The sequence below is a fragment of the Natronorubrum halophilum genome, assembly GCF_003670115.1.
GTDB lineage: Archaea > Halobacteriota > Halobacteria > Halobacteriales > Natrialbaceae > Natronorubrum > Natronorubrum halophilum.
On sequence record NZ_QQTY01000002.1, the window covers coordinates 784,924 to 807,918 of the forward strand.

Annotated in this window: 29 protein-coding genes and 2 pseudogenes; 21 read left to right on the forward strand and 10 right to left on the reverse strand. The window is 64.7% G+C overall.

The annotated features are described in order from the left end of the window. Positions 1–73: 73 nt before the first annotated feature. From DWB23_RS23860 to DWB23_RS09960, 3 genes and pseudogenes are all read left to right on the forward strand, one after another. Positions 74–307, forward strand: a pseudogene (locus DWB23_RS23860) (AAA family ATPase); the annotation flags it as partial. An 18-nt stretch (positions 308–325) separates the two neighbouring features. Next, positions 326–658 carry an ATP-binding protein gene (locus DWB23_RS23865; RefSeq protein WP_338067812.1) on the forward strand — a complete coding sequence of 111 codons (333 nt, stop codon included), beginning with the start codon at positions 326–328 and terminating at the stop codon, positions 656–658. 227 nt (positions 659–885) lie between these two features. After that, positions 886–1,461, forward strand: coding sequence for a hypothetical protein (locus DWB23_RS09960; RefSeq protein WP_162989788.1), 576 nt, complete (start codon positions 886–888; stop codon positions 1,459–1,461). 321 nt (positions 1,462–1,782) lie between these two features. Here the strand turns inward: DWB23_RS09960 and DWB23_RS09965 are convergent, their stop codons facing one another. Continuing rightward, positions 1,783–1,956 (reverse strand): DUF1059 domain-containing protein, encoded by a 174-nt coding sequence (locus DWB23_RS09965; RefSeq protein ID WP_121742648.1) that lies wholly within the window; start codon positions 1,954–1,956, stop codon positions 1,783–1,785. 361 nt (positions 1,957–2,317) lie between these two features. Between DWB23_RS09965 and DWB23_RS09970 the strand changes: the two genes are divergently transcribed. From DWB23_RS09970 to DWB23_RS09985, 4 genes and pseudogenes are all read left to right on the forward strand, one after another. After that, the gene (locus tag DWB23_RS09970) at positions 2,318–3,220 is read left to right on the forward strand and encodes an NAD-dependent epimerase/dehydratase family protein (RefSeq protein ID WP_121742649.1); all 903 of its coding nucleotides are present in this window, start codon (positions 2,318–2,320) and stop codon (positions 3,218–3,220) included. 60 nt (positions 3,221–3,280) lie between these two features. Then, positions 3,281–4,041 (forward strand): annotated as a pseudogene (locus DWB23_RS09975) (DUF7001 family protein). Between the two features lie 109 nt (positions 4,042–4,150). Beyond that, positions 4,151–4,561 carry an acyl-CoA thioesterase gene (locus tag DWB23_RS09980; protein WP_121742650.1) on the forward strand — a complete coding sequence of 137 codons (411 nt, stop codon included), beginning with the start codon at positions 4,151–4,153 and terminating at the stop codon, positions 4,559–4,561. Between the two features lie 72 nt (positions 4,562–4,633). Then, on the forward strand, positions 4,634–5,974 hold the full coding sequence (locus DWB23_RS09985) for a metallophosphoesterase (RefSeq protein WP_121742651.1): 1,341 nt from the start codon (positions 4,634–4,636) through the stop codon (positions 5,972–5,974). A 59-nt stretch (positions 5,975–6,033) separates the two neighbouring features. On the opposite strand, the gene DWB23_RS09990 is transcribed toward DWB23_RS09985, so the two are convergent. Then, positions 6,034–6,786: a class I SAM-dependent methyltransferase gene (locus DWB23_RS09990; RefSeq protein WP_121742652.1), complete on the reverse strand. Its 753-nt coding sequence runs from the start codon at positions 6,784–6,786 to the stop codon at positions 6,034–6,036. A gap of 1 nt (position 6,787) precedes the next feature. After that, a complete protein-coding gene (locus DWB23_RS09995) occupies positions 6,788–7,687 on the reverse strand; it encodes a thiamine-phosphate synthase family protein (RefSeq protein ID WP_121742653.1) in 900 nt (299 codons plus the stop codon). A gap of 252 nt (positions 7,688–7,939) precedes the next feature. Between DWB23_RS09995 and DWB23_RS10000 the strand changes: the two genes are divergently transcribed. Together DWB23_RS10000 and DWB23_RS10005 are read left to right on the forward strand one after the other, a co-directional pair. Next, complete coding sequence (locus tag DWB23_RS10000; protein ID WP_121742654.1) at positions 7,940–9,838, forward strand: hypothetical protein; 1,899 nt, start codon at positions 7,940–7,942, stop codon at positions 9,836–9,838. A gap of 6 nt (positions 9,839–9,844) precedes the next feature. Beyond that, positions 9,845–11,161 (forward strand): DUF7405 family protein, encoded by a 1,317-nt coding sequence (locus tag DWB23_RS10005; RefSeq protein ID WP_121742655.1) that lies wholly within the window; start codon positions 9,845–9,847, stop codon positions 11,159–11,161. A 69-nt stretch (positions 11,162–11,230) separates the two neighbouring features. On the opposite strand, the gene dcd is transcribed toward DWB23_RS10005, so the two are convergent. Both dcd and DWB23_RS10015 read right to left on the reverse strand, forming a co-directional pair. After that, positions 11,231–11,833 (reverse strand): dCTP deaminase, encoded by a 603-nt coding sequence (dcd, locus tag DWB23_RS10010; RefSeq protein WP_121742656.1) that lies wholly within the window; start codon positions 11,831–11,833, stop codon positions 11,231–11,233. 59 nt (positions 11,834–11,892) lie between these two features. Further along, entirely contained in the window at positions 11,893–12,465 is a 573-nt protein-coding gene (locus DWB23_RS10015; protein ID WP_121742657.1) for a YIP1 family protein, read from the reverse strand. Positions 12,466–12,556: 91 nt separating this feature from the next. On the opposite strand from DWB23_RS10015, the gene pth2 reads away from it, so the two are divergent. Continuing rightward, entirely contained in the window at positions 12,557–12,895 is a 339-nt protein-coding gene (pth2, locus tag DWB23_RS10020; protein WP_121742658.1) for a peptidyl-tRNA hydrolase Pth2, read from the forward strand. 39 nt (positions 12,896–12,934) lie between these two features. Here the strand turns inward: pth2 and DWB23_RS10025 are convergent, their stop codons facing one another. After that, complete coding sequence (locus DWB23_RS10025; RefSeq protein WP_121742659.1) at positions 12,935–13,534, reverse strand: GNAT family N-acetyltransferase; 600 nt, start codon at positions 13,532–13,534, stop codon at positions 12,935–12,937. A 133-nt stretch (positions 13,535–13,667) separates the two neighbouring features. On the opposite strand from DWB23_RS10025, the gene DWB23_RS10030 reads away from it, so the two are divergent. Then, complete coding sequence (locus DWB23_RS10030; protein WP_121742660.1) at positions 13,668–13,925, forward strand: hypothetical protein; 258 nt, start codon at positions 13,668–13,670, stop codon at positions 13,923–13,925. Positions 13,926–14,094: 169 nt separating this feature from the next. On the opposite strand, the gene DWB23_RS10035 is transcribed toward DWB23_RS10030, so the two are convergent. Continuing rightward, positions 14,095–14,334, reverse strand: a complete 240-nt coding sequence (locus DWB23_RS10035; protein WP_121742661.1) for a hypothetical protein — start codon at positions 14,332–14,334, stop codon at positions 14,095–14,097. A 161-nt stretch (positions 14,335–14,495) separates the two neighbouring features. Further along, positions 14,496–14,657, reverse strand: a complete 162-nt coding sequence (locus tag DWB23_RS10040) for a hypothetical protein (protein ID WP_162989789.1) — start codon at positions 14,655–14,657, stop codon at positions 14,496–14,498. A 140-nt stretch (positions 14,658–14,797) separates the two neighbouring features. Here DWB23_RS10040 and truD point away from each other — a divergent pair, with 140 nt between their 5' ends. Together truD and DWB23_RS10050 are read left to right on the forward strand one after the other, a co-directional pair. Continuing rightward, positions 14,798–16,156 carry a tRNA pseudouridine(13) synthase TruD gene (gene truD, locus DWB23_RS10045; protein WP_121742663.1) on the forward strand — a complete coding sequence of 453 codons (1,359 nt, stop codon included), beginning with the start codon at positions 14,798–14,800 and terminating at the stop codon, positions 16,154–16,156. A 118-nt stretch (positions 16,157–16,274) separates the two neighbouring features. Beyond that, a complete protein-coding gene (locus DWB23_RS10050) occupies positions 16,275–16,586 on the forward strand; it encodes a hypothetical protein (protein ID WP_121742664.1) in 312 nt (103 codons plus the stop codon). A gap of 58 nt (positions 16,587–16,644) precedes the next feature. On the opposite strand, the gene DWB23_RS10055 is transcribed toward DWB23_RS10050, so the two are convergent. Continuing rightward, positions 16,645–17,160, reverse strand: a complete 516-nt coding sequence (locus DWB23_RS10055; protein WP_121742665.1) for a hypothetical protein — start codon at positions 17,158–17,160, stop codon at positions 16,645–16,647. 120 nt (positions 17,161–17,280) lie between these two features. Between DWB23_RS10055 and DWB23_RS10060 the strand changes: the two genes are divergently transcribed. Both DWB23_RS10060 and surE read left to right on the forward strand, forming a co-directional pair. Further along, the gene (locus tag DWB23_RS10060) at positions 17,281–17,724 is read left to right on the forward strand and encodes a zinc ribbon domain-containing protein (RefSeq protein WP_121742666.1); all 444 of its coding nucleotides are present in this window, start codon (positions 17,281–17,283) and stop codon (positions 17,722–17,724) included. Positions 17,725–17,796: 72 nt separating this feature from the next. Continuing rightward, positions 17,797–18,627 (forward strand): 5'/3'-nucleotidase SurE, encoded by an 831-nt coding sequence (surE, locus tag DWB23_RS10065; protein ID WP_121742667.1) that lies wholly within the window; start codon positions 17,797–17,799, stop codon positions 18,625–18,627. A 77-nt stretch (positions 18,628–18,704) separates the two neighbouring features. Here the strand turns inward: surE and DWB23_RS10070 are convergent, their stop codons facing one another. After that, on the reverse strand, positions 18,705–20,003 hold the full coding sequence (locus DWB23_RS10070) for an MFS transporter (RefSeq protein WP_121742668.1): 1,299 nt from the start codon (positions 20,001–20,003) through the stop codon (positions 18,705–18,707). A 500-nt stretch (positions 20,004–20,503) separates the two neighbouring features. Here DWB23_RS10070 and DWB23_RS10075 point away from each other — a divergent pair, with 500 nt between their 5' ends. From DWB23_RS10075 to DWB23_RS10100, 6 genes are all read left to right on the forward strand, one after another. Beyond that, positions 20,504–21,259: a DUF2103 domain-containing protein gene (locus DWB23_RS10075; protein ID WP_121742669.1), complete on the forward strand. Its 756-nt coding sequence runs from the start codon at positions 20,504–20,506 to the stop codon at positions 21,257–21,259. 116 nt (positions 21,260–21,375) lie between these two features. After that, the gene (locus tag DWB23_RS10080; RefSeq protein ID WP_121742670.1) at positions 21,376–21,579 is read left to right on the forward strand and encodes a hypothetical protein; all 204 of its coding nucleotides are present in this window, start codon (positions 21,376–21,378) and stop codon (positions 21,577–21,579) included. 73 nt (positions 21,580–21,652) lie between these two features. Next, on the forward strand, positions 21,653–21,916 hold the full coding sequence (locus tag DWB23_RS10085; protein ID WP_121742671.1) for an eL43 family ribosomal protein: 264 nt from the start codon (positions 21,653–21,655) through the stop codon (positions 21,914–21,916). A 22-nt stretch (positions 21,917–21,938) separates the two neighbouring features. After that, positions 21,939–22,073, forward strand: coding sequence for a DNA-directed RNA polymerase subunit P (locus tag DWB23_RS10090; protein ID WP_121742672.1), 135 nt, complete (start codon positions 21,939–21,941; stop codon positions 22,071–22,073). A gap of 10 nt (positions 22,074–22,083) precedes the next feature. After that, positions 22,084–22,350, forward strand: coding sequence for a KEOPS complex subunit Pcc1 (locus DWB23_RS10095; RefSeq protein WP_121742673.1), 267 nt, complete (start codon positions 22,084–22,086; stop codon positions 22,348–22,350). A 121-nt stretch (positions 22,351–22,471) separates the two neighbouring features. Continuing rightward, positions 22,472–22,966 carry a DUF2243 domain-containing protein gene (locus DWB23_RS10100; RefSeq protein WP_121742674.1) on the forward strand — a complete coding sequence of 165 codons (495 nt, stop codon included), beginning with the start codon at positions 22,472–22,474 and terminating at the stop codon, positions 22,964–22,966. The last annotated feature ends 29 nt before the right edge of the window (positions 22,967–22,995 follow it).

Consider the following 22,995-nt stretch of genomic DNA (forward strand, 5'->3'; position numbering starts at 1 on the left):
GAGTACGGGCTCGAAAACCTACGTCGCCGGCGCGCTCGCGGGCGAACTCGGGGTCGCCTTCCTCGACGTCTCGCCCGCGGAGTTGACGAGCAAGTGGATGGGCAAACCCGCACAGAACGTCGCCGACCTCTTCGAAATCGCTCGGCAGAACGCTCCGTGTCTGGTCTTCGTAGACGAACTCGACGCCATTGCCGGCACTCGCGGCGGCCACGACGGCGCGAGCCAGCGCCAGATGGTCAACCAGTTGTTGACCGAACTCGAGGCCCTCGACGGGGAGGTCGTCGTCGTCGCGGCGACGAACCGCCTCGAGGACGTCGACGACGCGGTGTTACGGTCCGGTCGCTTCGACGAGCGCGTCGAGGTTCGCCCGCCGGACGCTTCCGCACGAAAGGCCATTCTCGAGGTCCACCTCGGGGAACGGCCCGTCGTCGACGACTGCGACTGGAGCGAGATCGTCGACCGCACCGACGGGTACGCTGCGAGCGACCTCGCCTTGCTGGCGGACAACGCGGCCCGTCGCGCGATGCACGACGGCGACCCCGTCCGAGAACGACACCTCCTCGAGGCGGCGTCGGAGCTGTCCTCGAGCCTCGCGACGGCCGGCGAGCAGGCTACCGCCGCCGGGGTCTCCGATCGGCGATCCGACACCTGGTACTAACGAACCGGCTCGGTGAGCGCCACTCCGGCTCTCTTGAAACCTTCTGAGAGTGACAGGAGTGGCATAGTGAATATAGAGGAGGAGTTCAGCACAGCGACCCGGTTTATTTCATGGAGAGTCCAATAGATACGGCGTTCAGTAGCTATGCCTGTCGAGCGCTTCGAGAAGGGTCAAAAATCGGATTGTCCCTGGGAAAGTATTTATTTGCATGCCAAATCAGAATGAATATGAAACGACGTACGTTCGTTGCGGGCACTGGAATCGCTTTCTCTCTGACCGTCACTGGCTGTCTTGATGAGGTTTCCACTTCCAGAACGCCTGATGGCAATGATGACGCTACTGAAGATTCCAACGAGCAAAACGACGAGACGGGTAGCCAGCCAGTTGACGACGACTCGTACACCTACGACGAATCGAGGCACGACCCGATATTTGTAGAGAACACGATAGAGACGGAGATCGTCGTGGAATTACACGTCGAACGGAAATCCGATGAAAAAGTCCTCATCGATAACGTGTACGCCGTCCCCCCAGAAACGGGGATTGAGATTCCAGATATTGCCAAGGTAGGGAACGAATATACAATCACAGCCAAATATAACGAAATGGTTGATACGTTTGACTGGAAGGTTCCTACATGCGCTCATGTGGATGGGCCTGAAGTGGGTGGCGAGGATGCTCTCGGGGTAAAAATAATCGACGATGAGCCACATATTTTTAGTACCCCTTGTGATGTGGCAGGCGCAGGAGACGATCTAGATTTGACGTACAGTGATCACGAGAAGTACGTGAAAGATACATAGTGGAGCGGTATCTGCTCCCTCTGTACTGAGCGTTCGCCCCCTTCGCGTTGAACGCGCTCTACGGAGTGCTCCGTTCGCGCTATCTACTCATCTGAGCGTTCTACCAGAATACGTATGGGAACAGCGTGCGAGATACAGGGTCTATCGCCGGCATATTGGAGAGAGCGTTATAGAGCGACTCCAGCGTGCCTGATAGGTCACCTGCTGATTCGCTCAGTGTGGGAAATTATGGTACCGCGTCGGCGGATCGTTTTCAGCGTTCGTAGAGACCAGCGTAAAGAATGCAGTAGAAAGAGGTAGTAACACGACATCGGGTTGTCGTTAGACGACTTGCATATGTTCGTTCTGGAGTTCGTCCTCCGTGTACTCTTGCCCGTGAACCTCCTGCATGTGTTTTTGGGCCAGTTCGACCGCCTCTTCTTCGTTTTCCGATTGAATGATGAATCGACACGTATCCGAGACCGATTCACAATCGAGTTTGTGCGCTTGTGCCATGGAGTCTCTCCCCGTTCTACCAGTTCTGTTAGCGCTCGATAATGTGTGCAATGATACCGAGCACCAAGACTACTACTCCAATACAGTACTTAGTTGTATTTGGGAAGGCGGGTTACAACTACGCAGAGAATCCAGCAATCGTCCGTCCATCGGAGTACACACAGTTCCGTGATCGAGCGGATCTTCTATCAGAGCCTTACTCGAGATGATCCTGCCTGGCACCGTTTGAAAGTACCGAGTACGCGCCCCGTATTCAGCATGGCCTCGAGGTACTGTCAGCGAATGTCGAGTTCAACGGAGCCGCCGCTACCACACTGCACGAATCCACACTATTTTCGCGGTGCAAGCGCAGGATTCGGGTATGAACCTCGTCGTTACCGGTGCAACCGGCGGTGCGGGTAGCTGGGTCGTCGATCACTTCGCGAGCGCGGGCCACGATGTCGTCGGTATCGACCTCGAGCGGCCGCCGCGCGAGCCCGAGAACGCGACCTTCCTCGCGGCCGATCTCGCCGAGCAGGGACAGGCGTGGGAGGCCGTCCTCGATTCGGACCCGGACGCGGTGATCCACTTCGCGGGGGTTCCGCGGATGGGGATCGCGTCCGGCACCGAGACGTTTCTGAACAACGTCTCGAGCACCTACCACGTCTTCGAGGCCGCGGGTCGGGCCGGTGCGGACGTGATCTGGTCCTCGAGCGAGAGCCTGTACGGAATGCCGTTCGCCGCGGAGCCGTTCCTACCGGAGTACCTGCCGATCGACGAGGCGCATCCGATGCGACCGGAAGACGGCTACGGGGCCTCGAAACTCGTCGGCGAGGAACTGGCCGCGAAGACGGTCCGAAAGCACGGGGTTTCGGTCGCCTCGATCCGTCCCTCGTGGATCCAGTACCCCGGCGAGTATCGGGCGACCGACGGCAACGACGCGTTCGATCCTCGGACGGCCGAGCCCAGCGGCAATTTCTGGTCGTACGTCGACGTGCGCGACGTCGTCTCGATCGTCGACGCCGCCGTCGATGCGGTTCTCGAGGGCGATATCGACGGCCACGAAGCCTACCACGCGATGGCCGCGGAGAACTATCTCGGACGCCCCACCGTCGAGGTGATCGAAGCCGTCTTCGGTGATCTCCCCGATGACTGCTCGCTCGAGGGCGAACAGTCGGCGTTCTCGACGGCGAAGGCGCGGACGGAACTGGGCTGGGAGCCCGAACACTCCTGGCGCGAGGCGGAAGACGAGACCGTCGACGGACCGGCGTTTCTGGAGGGGTAACGCGGAACCGTTCGAACGCGACCGCAAGCGTTTCACTTTATGGTACCACTAGGTAGTAGCATGGCCGATCGAGTGATTCTATACCGCGCCCCGACGACCGTCGCCGACGTCGATGCGATCGGCGACTGGCTCGAGTCCCGAATCGACGCGTCGGTGACGGTTCGCGACCGCTTTCTCGACGTTCACCGGACCGACGAACTCGCCGAACGCTTCGCCGAAGCGAGGGTTACCTCGCCCTACGAGCGGTCGACGGGGAACGCGATGCTCGGCACGATTCGGTACGAAGAACGCGCGCTCGAGGCCCCCGAACGCGAGGGTGGCGTGCTCTACGACGGCATCCAGATCCAGCGGGCGCTCAACAGCGCGGTTCCGGGGGACGAGCGCGGCCTCGAGACGCTCCACGTGCCGATTCTGGATCGAGCGATCGGCACGTGGGGCGATCACGACGGCCGATGGCACAAGCGGGTGTCCGTCCTCGGACAGCCGGCGCTGGTGTCGGTCCCGGGACTCTACGAGGCCCCGCAAAGCCCGAGGCGTACTACAGAGAAAAACAGCGCCACGCGCTGCTGTCGGGCGACGCGCCGCCGCGGGAGGTCCTCGAGAATCGGGTCGACGGCGAGTTTCTGGTCGCGGACGACCCTCGAACGACCGACGCGCTGAAGGGGTACGTTCTGCAGGCCGTCCACTACCTCGAGACCGGCGAGGCGTTCTGCGATCGGGAGGCGTGTCGCCTCTACAACGCGCACTACCACGAGGAACTGATCGACGCCCAGTTGCGCGACCCCCAGTTCTGTCCGTCGCACGCTCGAGCGTACGAGTAGGGCCGGAGCAGCGCCCGAATGGGATCGAACGGTGTCGCGAATTCGCACGCCGGAGCCGGGATTGCCAGAACCGGAGCCCTCTTTTGCGCCAGTCGGTTTTGACGACACAATGGCTTCGCCCTTCACCGTCGACGTCCCCGTTCGGTATCGCGACCTCGACCCGCTGAACCACGTCAACCACGCCGTCTACGCGAGCTACCTCGAGGCGTCCCGCACCGACTATCTCGAGGATATCGTCGGGATCGCCGCCGAGAACATCTCCTTCGTCATCGCGAACCTCGATATCGACTACGACCGTCCGATCACCATGGGCGACGATCCCACCGTTGCGCTGTGGGTTCCTCGACTCGGCGACTCGAGTTGCACCATGGAGTACGAGATTCGCGTCGACGGCGAGGTGGCCGCGACGGCCGAGACGACCATGGTTCATATCGATCCCGAGACGAAACGACCGTCGCCGCTTCCCGAGGAGATTCGCCGGCCGATCGCGGCGTACGAGGGCCTCGAAGTCACGGCCTAACGTTCGGCGGGGTATCCGCTCCTGTGCTGCCGGGAGCACCACTTTACGTGTCGGCCTCGAAGGTCCGTTCCGATGGCCGACGACGCCGACGGCCCGGTTTACTACGTGATCAGCGACCTCCATATCGGCGGCGACGAACAGCTGGGGGAGGTCGATTTTCTGGACGAGTTGCTCGGATTTCTCGAGCGCCTGGAGACGACCGACGAGGACGCGGAGCTACTGATCAACGGCGACGCGTTCGGACTGTGGGAGTTCACCGAGGTCGACGGTCTCGAGAAGTTCGACATCCTGACCGAGCGCTACCCCGAACTGTTCGAGCAGTTGCAGGCGACCGGCGAGTCGGTCCCGATCACGCTGTTGCCGGGCAATCACGACAGCGAACTCGCCGCGTACGACGAGTACGTCGAGCGGTTGGCCGAGTACAACGTCGACCTCGTCCAGTCCGAGTCGATCACCCGGTCGATCGGCGATCGGACGATCTGGTTCGAGCACGGGCACCAGCAGGATCCGAACAACCGATTCGAGGACTTCGGAAACGCCTACGAGACGCCGCTCGGCTACTTCTACAACACCCACGTGACGAGCCGGGCGGGCCGATTGTCCGATCGCGGGCGGTACAACTGGTTGAAGGACGTTCAGGCGATCACGCCGACCGAGCGCGTGCCTCGCTGGCTCCTCTCGAAGTACTTCTACCGCGAAATGAATCCGCTCTTGCGCTACGCCGTGATTCCGTTTCTGTTGCTGTTCAATATCAGCGTCCTCCTCGCGGTGCTGGCGGGACTGGACGTGATGGGCATCTGGACGATGCCGGTCGCGACGACGGATGCGGTTCTCGCCCGGTTGGGCCTGGTCGGAGAGGCCGTCCACTTCCTTCTCGTCGTGAACGTCGCTGTTGCCGGCATGATCATCCTCATCGGTATCCCGGTGTACTTCGTCCTTCGTGACGTCGGAGAGACCGTCGAGCGGTTCGGTATTTTCGAGACGGATCTCACGGTCGACCCCGAGGAGCCGTACGAGGAGGCCGCCCGGGAGGTGTTCGCCGATCGGCCGGAGACGGCGGTGTTTTGCTACGGCCACACCCATCGGCCGGGGGTCACCGAAGTCGACGGCAGGTTGCTCGTCAACACCGGAACGTGGCTCAAGCGCCTCCACCGGCGAGACGTCGTTGCCGGGGTACTCCCGCCGGTGTTCTACCCGTCGTATCAGCTGTGCGCCGTTCGCATCAGCGCCGTCCCCGACGGCGTGGCTGTCGAGTACGAGGAGATCGGAAAGCCAAGCCCCAGCGCGGAAGAGATCACCCTTACCGAGCGCCTGCTCACGCTGGGCCGGGAGCCGACACCGGAGCTGCCCGAGCGATCGGTCGTCAGCGCCCGGGTGCCGGAATCCGCGTCCGCGTCCACCGCGGACGAATGACCGAACTCGAGCCGCGTCCGATCGACGGCGATCAGTCACTCGAGACGACCGTCCGTTCGTCACTCGAGTCGTCCGCCGGTTAACCGAACGACGCCGAAGACGTGCGTCTCGTCTGCGACGGCCGCCGACCGCTCGCGGAGACGCGTGTGGGCGGCGTCGATCTTCGCGTCGAGTTTCAGATGGGGCTCGTTCTCGTAGCGCAGTTTCGTCGTCGGCGGCGTCGAGAGGACGACGATCGCCCGAAAGACGGCGTTGACCGGCGGCGCGTACCACGCCTCGCTCCGAGCGGCGTTGGCGAGAACGACGTGCCCGCCGGGACCGACGAGGTCACACCAGTCGTCGACCGCGCCGGCGGGGTCCTCGAGCATGCCGACGACGAACGTCGCGAGGAGCGCGTCGACGTCCGTTCCGGCGTCCAGCGTACCACCGTCCTCGTCGCTTCCGCCGTCATCGCCGGGCGGACCCAGCGGCGGCCGCGTCGCATCACCCCGAACGACGTGGACGTTGTCGTACTCGACCGTCAATTCTCGCGCCCGCTCGAGGACCGGGCCGGTGAAATCGATCCCGATCACGGTTCCGTCTGAACCGACCTGCTCGCGCAGATACGGCAGGTTCGCGCCCGTCCCGCAACCCATCTCGACGACGGTATCGCCGGGCTCGAGTCGGCAGGCGGCGGCCGCCCGTTTGCGTAGCGACGGAATACCCGGCGTTCGACGCGCGATGACGTCGTAGAGCGCCGCCCAACGGCCGTAAAACGCCTGCGCGTCTTCGGGTCCCACGCGCGCTCGCAGCGTGGAGCGAACTCCCGGCATCTCAGATCAGCGAGCGGACCGTATCCGAAACCGATTCCGCGTCCGGGCCGAGGACGTAGATCAGCGGCTCGATACCCATCCCGCCGGTCTGGTATAGCACCGTCGCCGCCGGCTCGTCTTCGATCGCAGCGCCGATGCTCGAGGCGATGTCACTCGACTCGTCGAACTCGGCGATGACGTGCCCGCCCTCGGTCACCTCGGCGAGCAGATCGGGATCGTATCTGATGTTGATCGCCGCTGACGCGTCCGCGCCGTGGTTGCGTGCGGCGAGCAACACCGTCGCGACGTGTTCGGAGACGCCGAACTCGGGATCGGCCGGCACCGTCGCCTTGCCCTTGACGTCGAAGATTCGTCCCGGAACGCCCGCGACGTCGTCGACGTCCTCCGCGTCGGGGGTGCAGGCGACCAGGTTCGAACCGACCGCCGGGATCAGCCCCGCGAAGCCGCTTGCGTTCTCGAGGATGCGGAGCCCGCGCCGGAGCGAGGAGAGCACCCGCTCGCTGGTGCGCAGATCGTTTTCGGGGTCGTGGACGCGGAAACTCGAGCCGTGATCGGCGAGTTCGGGAACGGCGTCCTCGTGAAGCTGTGCCAGCAGGTCTCCGCCGGTCTCGAGGGTCCGGATCAGCACCTCGATCTCGATCAGCGCCTGGACGGGCGTGACGTCGCCGTCTGCCAGCCCGTCGGCGAGTTCCCCGACCAGCGCCTCGACGCGTTCGTCGCCGGCGATCCGGTCGTTGGTTGCGACGTCGCCGTGGGCGTACTTCGAAACGGCGCTCTGGCTGATGCCGAGAACCTCGGCGACCTCTCTCTGGGTGAGTCCCCGCTCGCGGAGCTCGGCCGCGAGTAGCGACCGAACCGTGGGCAGAAACTCGTCGACGACGATCTCTTCAACGAATTGCATTTGTTATTCGGTGGTAGGACAGGGCGCGGGATAACTCTGTATCCTCGGTGCTCGCGACGGCTGGGGTCGCTTCTGGAGCCGCCGCGCGTTCGGTCGCACACGTCCATTCGCGCTCGAACGATCCCGCTCGTCACCGGCCCGGAACTGGAGCCCGCACTGGGTGTCTCCCCGGGACGGACGATCCGTCGTGGCGCTACCGCTGTGTGAGAAATGACCAAAACGTCCTATAGCAGGGTAATATACCGCCGTCATATGGCTGACGGCGATATCTCTCGACGCGAGTACGCTAAACTGACTGCACTGGGCGGGGGTGTCGCGGCGCTCGCAGGGTGTATGGAGTTCGGCGGAACCGACGATCCATCGGACGGCGAGTCGGCGGCCGAGATCCCGCCGGCACGAATGGAGACCGCCGGGTTCGCCGCCGTGCGGCGGTTCGACAACGGGAACTACAAACGAATGCACACCTACCGCAAGCGTCGGGCGATCGAGACGCTCCTGACCGATCCGGAGGTGCAGGCGCTCGTCGACGACTGGATCGGGAGCTTCGAGGCCTACGAGGTGCTTACCAACCACCTCGAGACGGTTAGCCTCCAGGGTCCGACGTCGCTCCGCGTCGACGAGAGCGGGTTCCCGGACGGCGAGCAGGGCGAGTTCGAGGTCACGGCGGAGAATCGACAGACGGTCTACGGCATCGTCGATCGCCGCCGCGACCAGATCGTCGCGCTCGAGATTACCGAGCCCCAGGATATCAGCTGGACGGTGACTCAGAGCCCCTACCAGATGGCGCTGGGGGAGGCGATCCACGACGCCGAGGCGGTCCAGGACGCGTTCGGCGACATGAGCGAGCGGGAGTGGTACCCGTCCTGGAAGGGGGCGACCGGGAGTTACACGGGACTCGCGGACCTCCCGCACGGTGCCGGCGGAACTGCGGTGATGCACGTGAAAGACGACGGCGAGTTGCAGATCGTCAGCGCGTTTATCGACGGATCGGACCCCCAACAACCGGAGATCATCGACGTCTCGATCCTCGATCGGGCCGTCGAGTACCCGCCCACCGAACTCGTCGAGACGATCGAGCCGGCCGCGGAGTCGGTGCTGGACGCGGTTCCGGGCGTTCCGACGGAGCAGCGGCCGTACTATACGGCCAACGACGGCCACCACCGGATCGAAGCGCCCGACGAGTCGTTCGAGCAGGATGAGTGGGCCGTCGAGTGGGAGCGCGCGGACGCCCAGGGGGTGACCGTCGGCGCGTCCTACCGGGACAGCCCGGTGTTCGAGGCGATGAACAGCCCGATCACGTACACGGGATACTACCTGCCCCCGCGAGAGGGGCGAAACACTCGCGAGTGGTACTTTCCGGACGACGACACCGTCTTCAGCGGCGACCTCCTCTTCTGGGACCTCCACAGCTCGGACGTCGGCGGCCCAGGACTACTCGGGAAACTCGACTTCGCCGCGCGCGCGAACGTCCCGAGCGGGTTCCAGCTGAAGACCCACTACCACTCGAGTGCGATCGGCTCCGAAAGTATCGACTTTCACTCCGGGCTCCGATTCGGCCCCTACAACTACGATCTGGCTTACGAGTTCTACGCGGACGGGACGTTCACGCCGATCTTCCGGCGAACCGGCCCGGGTTTCCTCACGAAGTTCACCCAAAAAGTGGACGAGAACGCCGAGACCTACGGCGAGGGCGGTTCCTACGAGGAGCCCGTCGTCCAGCATTACGTCTCGACCCAGGCGATCGACGTGACGCCCGGCACCGAGGACGGAGTCGCGGTGGAACTGTTCGACGGCGACGAGTGGACGGCACCGGAAACGGAGTTCTACCTCGAGGGCGAGCTGGGGATGATCGCCCGATTCAGCAACCCCGACGGGTCGGAGACGATCGATATCCCCCTCCGTGACGACCTCGAGATCGTGGTGGTTCGACGGGACGAGTCGGAGATCGGGCCGGGAGAGTATCCGGCCCATCGGCTTTCTGATGCGGAGGCCGATCTCTATCACCCGGCCCAGTACGTCGACGACCAGCCCATTCAGGGCGAACGCGTCGTCGTCTGGCTGCTCATGATCGGGGCGATCGATCAGGCGCCGTATCCGTCGGGGCTGACGAACTTCGTCACGACAGCGCGGCTGACGCTCTCGGGGTACTGACGACGGATGGGACCGCCGTCGCCACCCGTCGATCGACCGGACGCGACGACGACGGAAGGCCGGTCGCGACGAGCGATTCTGCGCGCGGCGGTTGCGACCGGCGGAGCCGCCGCGCTCGCCGCCTGTCTTAACGATGACCCGATGGTGGATGCCCCCTCGGGCATCGGGGACCCCGGCTCGCTCCCGGATCGCCAGCACGCCTGGAACGACGTGCTGGCGGAGGACCGGGACGGCAACGTCAGCCCCCCGGAACACCACGTCTTCTTGCGACTGGCGCTGTCGACGGAGCCGACTGACGCGGCCCGCGACACCGTGACGACGGCGCTCGAGGAGGTCGAACGCGCGATCGAATGGAGCCCGGAGGGAATCCTCTTCACGCTCGGGTACACGCCCGCGTACTTCGGTCGCTTCGACGCGCCACTCGACGACGCCGTCGATCTCCCTGAACCGGATCCGATCGCCGTCCTCGCGGCCGAGAGCGACGTCAGCATCGATACGAACGACGCGCTCTTGCACCTCGCGAGCGACGACGCCGCCACGGTGCTCGCTGTCGAAAACGCCCTGTTCAGCGACCGCGATCGACTCAACGGGCGGTCGATGTCGGTATCACTCGAGGGAGTCTTCGAGCGGACGGGTCGTCGGACGGGGTTCGTCGGACCGGGCCTGCCGGCCGACCGACAGCGCGGGCTCGAGGGCATTCCGGACGGCGAGCCGGTGCCCGAGGAGGCGCCGTTCTTCGTGGGGTTTCGGTCAGGGTTTCGATCGAGTCAGGCGACCGAAGATCGGGTGACGATTCGAGAAGGCGCCTTCGCCGGCGGATCGACGCAACACGTCGAGACGCTCGACCTCGACCTCGACGTCTGGTTCGACGCGAACGACCACGACGAACGCGTCGCGCGCCTGTTCAGCCCCGATCACGCCGAGCGAGAAGCCGTCGGCGAGTACGGCGAGCGCCTCGGAACCGACACCGACGTCGCAGCGGTCGCAGATGCCGTCCACGACCATGCCAGCGAGCGAGGTATCGTCGGACACGCCCAGAAGCTCGCTCGAGCGCGCGAAGACGGGGATCCGGTGTTGCTCCGTCGCGACGTGAACACGACCGACGGCGACGTGTGTGGCCTCCACTTTGTCTCGCTCCAGCGAGAACTGAGCGAGTTCACCCGGGTGAGAGAAGCGATGACTGGCGACGAATTTCGACGACACGGCGTCGGCCCGCGCCAGGGGAACGGCATCCTTCGGTATATCCGCTTGCGGCGCTGGGGCGACTATCTCGTGCCGCCCCGGTCGATTCGTGCGCTTCCGACGCCGGCTCCTGAGACGTGAATCGTCGACGGAGAGTGACCGAGCGTCCGCCGCTCGAGGAGCCGGTCCCCGGCGCGGAGGGCGAGCCGGTCACTCCCCGCGCTCGAGCTGGTCGCCGCCGAACTCGTCGTCGCTCTGGATGCGCGAGGCCTGCGGGCCGGCCTGATCCTGGTACTTCGAGCCGCGGTCGCTGCCGTAGGGTCGCTCGGCCTCCGTTTTGAGCTCCGTAAACGTCAGCTGCGAGATCCGCATGCCCGGCGTAAGCGCGACCGGAGCCGAACCGAGATTCGAAAGCTCGAGCGTGATCTGGCCCCGGTAGCCGGGGTCGCAGAGCCCGGCCGTCGCGTGAACGACGACCGCAAGCCGGCCGAGCGACGACCGCCCTTCGACGTGGGCGATCAGGTCCGCCGGAATCTCGACGCGCTCGTGGGTGGTTCCCAGCACGAAATCGCCGGGATGGAGGATGAAGTCGTCGCCGTCGTCGACGACCGTTTCGCTCACGTACTCGTCGACTTCGTTCTCCGAGTTCGGATGGATACAGGGGATGTTCGTCCGCTGGAACTCGAGGAACTCCCGGCCGAGACGGAGGTCGACGCTCGCCGGCTGAATCTGTAGTTCGGGGTCGTCGAGCGGGTCGACGACGAGGTCACCGTCCTCGAGGCGTCGCAGGATGTCCGCGTCGGAGAGGATCATACGCGAGCAATCGAACGGCGGGGTGTAAACGATTCGGGTTCAGACCGACGACCGGCAACTCAGGCTACCGACGGGAGAATCGGGACGAGCAACAGCCCCGCACAGATCGCCGCCGCGAGCAGGGCGGTCGCCGTCGCAGTCGATCGATCGAGGTCGAAGTCGGCCTGAAGTCCGCCCCGCCAGATGTAGGCGGCCCAGCCGCAGGCGAGCAGCGTGAGCGGAACGAACAGCCAGATATCGGTTCCGGCGGGACTCCCCGTCGAATCGGCCTCGAGCAGGACGAGCGCGTAGAGGAGGAGATTCGAGACCACCTGTCCGGCCAGCAACGGGACGAGTCCCCAGGCCGCGAGAGTCAGCGCGTCGGCCGGCTCGCCCGAAGCGCCGATCACGTATCCGAGTCCGTAGAGGACGACCGTCGGAACCACCCAGTAGAGCAACGTCGCCTCGAGGGTTTGCAGCACGAACGACACCGTCACGGGAGCGAGGTCGAAATCGCCGGTGACTCGCCAGAGGATCGCGACGGCGACGGAGCCGAGCCAGTACGCAAGCGCGAGTCCTACTGCTCGCTGCAGGGAGAACGCGTCCGTTCGGTTGAAGTACTCGCTGGGGGCAACGAGTGGCGTGTCCAACATATTTCAGACGAAACAGACAGGTAGTAAAACAGTTCGGGTTCGCGCTATCGCTTTCGCCGCGGCTATAGGGACCGACGTTCTCGGATCGAGCATGAAACAGGCCATCGTCGCCCGCACCGACATCGGAATGGGACAGGGAAAGCTCGCCGCGCAGGTCGCTCACGCGTCGCTGTCGGCCTTCGAGAAGGCGGACAGCCAGCTCCAGAACCAGTGGAAACAGAGCGGCCAGAAGAAGGTCGTCCTGAAAGGCGAGAGCGAACGGCAACTGCACGAACTCGCCGCGATCGCCGACAGCGAGGGGATTCCGAACGCGATCGTCAGAGACGCGGGTCACACCCAACTCGAGCCCGGAACCGTCACCACGCTGGCCGTCGGCCCGGCGGCGGACGACCGCGTCGACAGCGTCACCGGCGAACTCTCGCTGTTCTGAGTTCCGCTGAAGCGACGACGGAGAGCGCGGCCTCGAGGCTCAGTCGCACCGGTTTCGTCGCCATTCCGCCCGCGAAATGCTGTAGCGGATGGAATCGCGGGGCTCGCCGTCGATGATGATGTCGTTCCGAATCCGGCCTTCCTTCTGCCCGCCGAAGCGGTCGACGTACGCCTCGATGGCCCGCCGTGAGGAGTCGTTCTCGGGGTCGTGCGTGACCGCGACGACCTCGAGATCGAGTCGATCGAACGCGAGCTCGAGGAGCCGTCCCGCCCGTTCGCCCGAATAGCCGCGTCCCCAGAACGGCTTTCGAAGCCAGACGCCGAGGATCGCCAGGCGTCGCTCCCAGTCCGGATCGAGGCCGGCGAGCCCGGCCAGTTCCCCCGCGCGCTCGCCCTCCTTCGGACGGATCACGTAGGTCGCGGTCTCGCCAGCTTCGAACTGGTCGCCACACTGTTCGACCCAGTCGAACGCCTTCTTCGGCTGGGTGTAGGGCTCCCAGGTGACGTACCGCGTTATCTCCTCGATGTCCGGCGCGCCGACGCGGACGTGCTCGTACAACTCGAACGCGTCGATACCGTCGGGGTGCAGTCGCTCGTACCGGAGCCGTTCGCTCTCCATCTCGGCGGGAAATAGCGACATAGTACGAACAGCCGGATACTCGTAGAAAAACGTATCTTTCGCGACCGACCTGGCGCAAACTGAGTGGGGAACCCGTCCGGTTCCGTCGAGATCAATAGATACTTATCTATCCGACAACATATTTCCGGTTACAATGTCAGTCCTCTCGACAGAAGACGAAGGGAAGTTCCTGATGGACGTCAGGGGCGAACAGATCGGTATCGTCACGGAGATCGATCCCATCGAACAGGTCGCCTTCGTCGATCCCGAGCCCAGTCTCACGAACGCGTGGATCCAGAGTCTCGGGCGCGGCGACGCCGGCGAGGACGACCTCGAGATTCCGAGCGAAAACATCGAAACGATCACCGACTCGGAGGTCCGCGTCGACGCGGACCTGAGTAGCGAAACGTAACGCCGCGTCCGTCGCACGCGATGGCCGTCCGCGGACCGGTCCCCGAGACCGACACTCTTTCGTAGCCGTCGGGTGGATTCCGTCAGTTCAGTATAGTAATAACTGAAAGTCAATGCACGCCCCATCGCGTAGCCGTCATGCGATGGGGTGTAAATCGTTTCAGTTGTTACTATAGCCAGAGCGCCGCGCCGAGGAGGAGTACCAGTACGACCGTCGCGCCGATCCGGGCCGTTCGTTGCTCGAGCGGGCCGTCGATGCTCGCGAGCGCCACAAGAAAAACCGGGACGAGTCCCATCCCGAGCAGGAATGCCGGACTGGGCCACTCGCCCGTCACGAGCGAGACGAGACCGATTCCGATAGCCAGCCCGAGCGCCATCTGGAGCGCCCGACGAGCGTCCACGCGATCCATACGGCTCCTTCGGCGGACCTGTCAATAACGTGTTCGGTATCTGGACTCGATATCGGTGCTTTGTATCAGCAGTCGGTATCGGCACTGAGTATCGGTACTTGAGAATTCGAGTCGGAGCGACTCCGACACGGGAGAGTCGCGTGATCGCGGGACGACGATGCTCAGTCAGCGACGGACTGCGCTCCGGTCGGACCGTGTTGTGAAACCAGGTGACCGGCGACTTCGCGATGCGTGTGGCTCCCGACGAGATGATCGTCGAGGCTGCGGTCGAGGGCCAGCGTCTCCTGACAGATCGGACACGTGGTCGGCAGTTGGAATGTCACGTTCCACGAGTCGGTCCCTGCGGACAAACCGAAACAGCCTGCATACGCTCGCCCGTTGGGTTCGATTCGACCCCTCGTCGTCAGCGTCGCTGCGAGAACGAACCGATTTATCCCCCGCAGCCGAAGCACCGCCAATCAGCATGCGCCCCGCCCATCCTACAGAGCAGGCCGTCGGTATGGCACACTACGTCAGCGACGCCGACGGCGTCGGCGGCCACCTGCGCGAGGACGACGAGCACTTCCGGGTGCGCGAACTCGAGCGCTTTTCGACCGAGCCGATCGACGCGCCCACGGACGCCTACCCCCATCTCGTCTTTCGGGCGACGCTCTCGGGGTGGGATACCAACGACTTCGCGTCCCGGCTCTCGAACGCGCTCGAGATGTCTCGAGAGCGGGTCAACTGGGCCGGCACGAAGGACAAGTACGCGGTGACGACGCAGCTGTTCTCGGTCTACGGCGTCGACCCCGAAGACCTGCCGGACGTCGACGGTGCGGAGGTGGAGGTGGTCGGACGGGCGGGCCGATCCCTCGAGTTCGGCGACCTCGCGGGCAACGCGTTCGAACTCGTCGTCAGCGATCTCGGCCGGCCGGAAAACGCAGCGGCGATCGCGGCGGAACTGCACGCGTTCGGCGGCCTCGAGTCGGCGAGCTCCGACGACGAAACTTCGGTCTCGGTCGGCGTCCCCAACTTCTTCGGCCAGCAGCGCTTCGGCAGCCGTCGGCCGGTGACGCACGAGGTGGGCCTCGAGATCGCCCGCAGAGACTGGGAGGGAGCCGTGATGGCCTACCTCGGCAATCCCACCGATGCGGAACCCGAGGGTACGCAGGCGGCCAGAGCGTTCGTTCAGGAAACCCGCGACTGGCAGGAAGCCCTCGAGCGCTTCCCCAACCGCCTGCGCTACGAGCGTTCGATGCTCCACGGCGTCGTGGAGTGCGACGGCGAGCCCGGTCCCAAGGACTTCAGGGCCGCCCTCGAGCGCGTCCCCTCGAACCTCCAGCGGCTGTTCGTCCACGCCGCCCAGTCCTACGCGTTCAACCTGATGCTCAGCGAGCGTCTCGAGCGCGGCCTGCCGTTCGACCGCCCCGTCGAGGGTGACGTCGCCTGTTTCGCCGACACCGACGCCCCCGAGGGTCTCGAGTTGCCCGACACCGATCGCCTCCAGCGGGTCGACGAGCGCCGCGTGTCGTCGGTGACGCGCCACTGCGAGCGCGGCCGGGCGTTCGTCACCGCCCCGCTGGTCGGCACCGAGACCGAACTCGCCGACGGCGAGCAGGGCGAGATCGAACACGCCGTCCTCGACGACCTCGGCCTCGAGCCCGCGGACTTCGACCTTCCCGGGGAGTTCCACTCGACCGGCACCCGGCGGGCGATCCTGGTTCGGACGCCCCTCGAGTACGAGACCGACCCGCTCACGCTCTCCTTTGCGCTGCCGAAGGGATCGTACGCGACGGTCGTCCTGCGGGAGTTCCTGAAGGTCGATCCGGTCGATCTGGGCTGAGGTCACGGCATCGATCGCTCGTCACCGGCGCTGGCGGCAGATTCATGTCGCCACGGCGAATGGTTTCGAGACAGCTGTCGGCAAGCCGCGGCGAGCCGGCGCAGGTGCTCACACGATCATGATCGGACCGAATCAGGATTCCGAACTCGTCGACTGGCGGAAAACCACCGTCGACGGGCGGACGGTGTACGAACTCGAGTACGACGGCCCCGTTTCGGAGCCGACCGGCCAGCCGCGAACGCTGTTCGGCGCGAGCAGTGGCGGCACGGTCCCCGCCGGCGAGCAGCGCGTTCGCTTACCGGACGGTGAGCAGATTCCGGCGACCGAAGCGACGTTCGAGGCCGAGGGGTCGACGCTCCGAATCCGCCGCGAAGAGTCGTCGGCGCTGGACCGGTTCTTGCGATACCTTCCCTGGTGGACTCGAGCGTGAGCGATGGCGTCGAACGGGACGAGCGCTCGCGCGAGGCGAATGCGGTTCCCTGCCGACCTCAGTCGAGATAATCCCGGAGCACCGCACCGAAGCCGGCGGCAGCGATACAGAGCGAGAGGAGGCCGCCGATCCCGGTCAGCGCGAGCGCGCCACTGAGTCCGGCGGCGACGAGCAACGGTTTCAGCCAGCCGTCCTCGCGTCCGACCAGTCGGTCGGCGATGGCGAGGTACGCGATGACGCTGCCGATCGCCCCCACCAGATACGCGACGATCGCGAGCGGAATGGCCACGATGATTCCGACGATGGTGATGACGAGTAGCAGCGTCAGGACGAACAGACCGATCAGCGAGAGGATCCCGTAGACGAACGCGTTCACCGGATCCTCGAGTACGTCGGCCATCATTCGCTCCGTGTACTCGGGGGCGACCGCGACCATGATCGCCCCGACGACCAACGTCGTCAGGAACGACCCGATGGCACTGCCGACGAGGCCGCCGGTCGTGCCGATGTCGACCCCCGGGTCGACCTGTACGACCAGTAGCTCCGCCATCACCGAGTGAACGAGTTCGATCACGACTACTGACGACTAACTGCAGCGAAATAAACGATCCTGTTGGAAGCCTGTCCCCTCAGACGAACGAACTTACTCCCTCCGCGCTAACAGGCTTTTGTTCGCTCGAGTCCTCCTCTCCCCATGCGAAGTACTCGCTTGCAACAGCAGATGGACGACCTCGTGGCACAGGGCTGGACGCTCGAGGACGAGGACCGCGACCGCGTCGTCATGGTCGATCGGGAGTTCGGCTCGGTCGGCTCGCACATCCTCGTCGCGCTACTGACGATCTGGTGGACCATGGGGATCGGAAACGTCCTCTGGGGGGCGTACAACTACGTCTCGAACTCTCAGCGACGGGTGCTCTGGGAGGACACGACCGGGTGTCCGTCCTGCGGAGCGGACGTCGCCGTGGATGCCGCCTACTGTCCCGCCTGTGGTGACGACCTCGAGCGCAGCGTCGAGAACGCGGCTATCGACGAGAACGGGTTCGCCTGCCCGGCGTGTGAGGCGGTCGTCACCGAAGGCTCGCGGTACTGTCCGGCCTGCGGGACGAAACTCGCGGACGTGATGGAGCCGTCGGAGTGATCGCGAGGCCTCCCTCGGATCGCTCGCGGTGAATAGATACTCGTATCCAGCCCCGTCCCCAACCCGGACGGTATGGACGAGCAACCGAACATTCTCCTGACGAACGACGACGGGATCGACGCGCCGGGCATTCGGGCGCTCTACGAGGCGCTTTCGACCGTCGGTTCGGTCACGACCATCGCGCCGGACCGGAACCAGAGCGCGGTCGGCCGATCGCTCTCCTACGGCCGCACGAGTTCAGAGACCGACGACCGCTCGCTGGATCTCGAGGGCAGTGCCTTCACCTCGCCGGTCCCTCACACCGATCACGAGATCGGCTATGCCGTCAACGGAACGCCCTGTGACTGCGCCATCGTCGGCGTCAACGCCATCGAGCCCGAACCCGACCTCGTCGTCTCGGGCTGTAACGCCGGGGCCAATCTCGGAGCCTACGTCTTCTCGCGCTCGGGCACCGTCAGCGCCGCGATGGAGGCCGCTTTCCTCGATACGCCGTCGATCGCCATCTCGCTGGACACGCTCGGACTCGAGGGTGACCTCGAGCCCGCACAGTTCGAACGCGCCGGTGAGATCGCCGCGACGCTCGCGAGCGGCGTCCCCGGTACGGGCCTGTTCGACCGCGTCGACTATCTGAACGTCAACGTGCCGCGTCCGGATAGAGAGCCGAGCGGCTTCGAACTCACCCGTCCGACCGAGGTGTACGAGATGGATGCCACCCTCGAGAACGGCCGGTTCCAGTTGACCAACCGGCTCTGGCAGCAGATGGCGAACCGGGACATCCCCGATCCAGACGATACGGACCGCCACGCGCTGCTCGAGGGGAAGGTCTCGGTGTCCCCGATGACGGTCCCCTACGACGTCGTGGACACGGAGCCGGTTCGGAACATCCTCGAGCGGATTCTATAGCGGTAGGTTGCGTTTGCTACGTGTGCGAGCGCACGAAGGGATCTCACGTGAGGAGGGTAGTGACTGGGGCGATCGCGTTACTCCGGCGATTGGCTCGTCTCGGTTTGTAGACCGAAGTCGCTCGGCGTGGCCGCTTCAACGGCAGGGAGCCGTCGAAGCCGTGGACGCAGGAGGACGTAGACGGCTGTAAAACCGAAGCCGCTAGCGGCCAGTGCCATGGTTGTCGTTGTTCCCACGGACTCGGCGACGATGCCGCCGACAAGTGAACCCAGCGGAAGCGTCGCCCCCGAGGCAGTGCCCTTCGTCGCGGAGACTCGACCGAGCAGGTCCGGCGGGAACACCCGCTGATTCAGGGTCGACGTAAGTACGCCTGAAACGCCAGCAGGAACCCATGCGAGACCGAACAAGACGATCGTGAGCGCCGCCGATGGTGCGAACACCGCCGCGATCCAGAAACACGCACCCAACCCGTGCGAAATGAGTACTGTCCCATAGGGAATGCCTTCGACGTACGGGCCGACGACCGATCCGATGAGGCGGCCAATGCCAAGCGCTCCCAGCAGCAAGCCGTAGGCCGCGGCTCCGCCGAGACCGTCGCCGAACGCCGGGAGAATCGCCAGCGTGACCCCGATCGTGAAGTTTGCGACGGCGGTTGTCAGCATCAGTTCGATGAAGACAGTCCCCCGGAGGATATCAACACCGGCCCGTAGATCTGATCCGTACGATCGGAGTACGGATTCGACGGTCGGTTCGGATTCGTTGGTTCCCTCCGTCTTGTCCGAATTCACGGGAGTCCCCAGCGTGATACCGGCGAATAGTACCGCAGCGGCGGCGAAGGTGAGCGAGTCGGCGAGGAATAGCGCCGTCACCCCGAAGACGGCGATGAAACCGCCTCCGAGCGCATCGAATACCATATCCAGTCCGAGCGTCACCGTCGCTAAGGCGGAGTTGGCCCCGGAGAGTCGGTCGTCATCGACGATACGAGGGAGGAGTGCGGACTCCATCGGTGCCATTAGCAGCGTTGCGAGCATGAGAACCGGAGCGACGGCGAACAACACGCCGACGCGTAGCTGTCCGGTTACCGCTGTGAGCGGCAGGACGAGTACGACAATGCCCTGGATCACCTGCGATCCGACGAGGATGGATCTGAGCGGCAGGCGGTCGACGAGTGGCCCGGCGAATACTTGCAACAGCCACGGGAGCAGCAGTATCGCGTTCAGAGCGCCAGTGACGAGACTCGAGCCGCTTAGCTCGAACGCGAGCCAGAGGACGGCTACCGTGTAGAGGCTATCGCCAGCGTTCGTCACGAACTGTCCGGCAAAGAAGCGCCGGAAGTCACGGTTCCTACACAGCGAGCGCTCGGTGGCGGCGGTCATTGCGTCCCACCCCCGGGGAGCGTCAGCGAGTCTCCGGGTGGTGCGAGTGAACGGTTCGACTCCGGTTCGAACGTGAGTACGTGGTCGTGTGAGCCCCGGCAGTAGACCGGAAACTCGGCGGATGTCGGCATGTGCGTGTGCGTAGTCGAGAGGAAGTGCGTCTACCGAGGAGGTAGCGAAACGAGCCCGAATGCTGCAGCTATCGGGCCCGTCCAGAAGCCGGAGGCGAACGGGGGTTGAACACCGGGCGAACCGCAAGCCGGCAGGTCATAAACGAACTATCACTACCGTTCGTAGTGTCGGTTAAATATGTTTTGGTACGTGCCTTTCTTTGGATTTGACACCGAGCGAACGGGTGGTCAGTAGAACGGCGATACCGAGAGCGAGTTGCACGAGTGGTTCCGAATACCAAAACCGTACTCCTGACACGACCGCCGAGAGGCGGCGAGCGTCCCGGTCGAAAACCCGTCGGTTTTACACGCGCGTCGTGAACCACCGCTATGGAGTGTCGCCACTGCGCCTCGCCGCTCGAGAAACCCGGGGACTACTGCCTCGTCTGCCGGGCACAGAACACCGAGGCGATCGTCCTCGAGGCGGGACGCGATCGAGCGACGCTGACGATGCTCGCGGGCGACGGCGACGACGAAGACCCGTCGACGACCGAGATGGACGATCCGGTACTGGGCGAGACGACGATCACCACGACGCCCGAAGACGGCGAGAACGAGGTCGTCGAACTGCGGAACTTCGCGGGCCAGATCGGCGACGAAATTCGGCGCAAGCGGCCCGAAGAGGTCTACGCGGGCGGGGAGCGCGAGGTGATCCGAGCCGTTCGAGAGGACATCCACCACCCCTTCTACCGCGTCGGCGACGAGGATCCCGTCGAGGCGGTCCTCGAGCGCCGCGGCAATCGCGCCCTCGACGTCGTCAACACGCCGCCGGCGGAGAAGATCGGCGGCAGCCACACGACGCTCATCGGAGGCCGCACGGGGATGCGGGTCATCCACACCGTGGCGGATCATCCCCACGTCAAGAAGGTCATCCCGGGACCCATCGACGCCGGCGGGAAAGGCTCCCAGTCTGGCCTCCGGGCGAAGGTCACCCGCGCCGACGACGGCGGCAACGTTCGCATGCTCATCCGGGACGGCTCGAGCGTCCAGGAAAACCGCGTCGTCACGACCGCTCGAGATCGAGAGATGGGCGAGCGGATCCGAGACGACCTGAACGACGTACTGGACGAGTCGGAGTTTCAGTGACCGCCGCGACGACCCGGACCGTTCTCGGGCAAATACTGTCACGACCTGACGGAAGTGACACTGCCTGCTGGTTGTCGGCCCCTTATCCGACCGGGCGTAATTAGATATAATTAGCCATGCTCGAGCGTCCCGACGCCGTCCTGGCCGCGATTCCGCTGCTCGCGGTAAGCGGGCTCGCCCTCCGATCGGTCATCGTAGTGACGGGGCTCGGAACGGGACTGCTTGCCGCCCCGCTGGCCCCCGTCGGCTACCTCGCCGCCCTCGCGTTGGTCGTCCGGGAGTTGTTCAGCGGGCCGGTCGCGGAACGGGCCGACGGGTAGGCGGTGAGCGCGGCGGTTCGGTCCGTCGCGACTCAACAGGTTTAAGAATCCGCTGGGGATAGCTAGTCCTACTATGGCCAATAACGGAATCGTTGGTAGCGCAGGCCGCTTTGGTGCACGCTACGGTCGTGTTGCTCGACGTCGCGTCAGCGAAATCGAAGACGACATGCAAAGCTCCCAGGTCGACGGTGACGACGTGACGCGCGTCGGCACCGGTATCTGGAAGAACGAAGAAACGGGAGAGGTCTTCACCGGCGGTGCCTACCGGCCGGAGACGCCCGCCGGCCAAACCGTCAAGCGTTCGATCCGCGCTGCACTGGCCGAAGACGACGAATAACGACGACCGACACTGATTCAGTATGAGTTACAAATGCTCCCGCTGTAAACGCGACGTCCAGATCGACGAGTACGGCGGCGTCCGCTGTCCCTACTGTGGCCACCGCGTGCTCCTGAAAGAGCGCAGCCGCGACGTCAAGGAAGTCGCCGTCGAGTAACGATTCGCCCGTGTCTTCTCACGACGCGACTCTCGAATTTTCGTACGAGACGCCGTCTTGCGCACGGATCGTCGCCGAAAGCGTCGCCCGCGAGATCGGCGAGATCGACGACGAGCGCTCCCGAACGACGGTCGAGCGCGACGGGTCGGTCGTCCGAATCGAGATCGCCGCCGCGGACCTGATCGCGCTTCGAGCCGCGCTCAACACCTGGTTCTCGCTGGTCGACGTGGCCGAGCGAACGGCAGCTATCGGTGTAGCGTCGCTCGAAGGGCGTTGATCGACGAGGGCGCGTCGGTCCACGTCGGGTGCTCGCGAACGCCTCGAGCGAGTCGACGATTCCGTCTCGGGATGGCAGTTGCCTGTTTCCGTTTTTTGCCCGTCGAGGGTGAGGATGAGTTATGACGACGGTCACCAGTACCCGACGCCGGCTCCTGCTGGCGGGCGGGGCGATCGGGTTCGGGTTCGGCGCTGTTATCGACACCGTGCTCTTCCACCTGATATTCCAGACGCACCACCTCCTCTCGGGGTACTACGATCCGTACAGTCTCGACGGACTGCGGACGAACGTCATGTTCGACGGGCTCTTCTTGCTGGCCACGCTCGGGATCACGGCCGCCGGACTCGGGCTACTCTGGGTCACCGTCAACGGGACCGCCGAACGGTTCTCGACGCGGTACCTCGTCGGTTGGATCGTCGTCGGCGCGGGCGTGTTCAACGTCTACGACGGCATCGTCGACCACTACGTGCTCGACCTGCACAACGTCGTCCACGGCACCGAGGCGTGGAACCCCCCGTGGATCGGCGTGAGCCTCTTGTTGCTCGCGCTCGGATGGGGTATCCTTCGAACGGTCGACGGGCACGTCCCGTCCGCCGACGCGAGCCGGCTCGAATAACGAATTCCGCCGGCACCGAGCAGACTGAC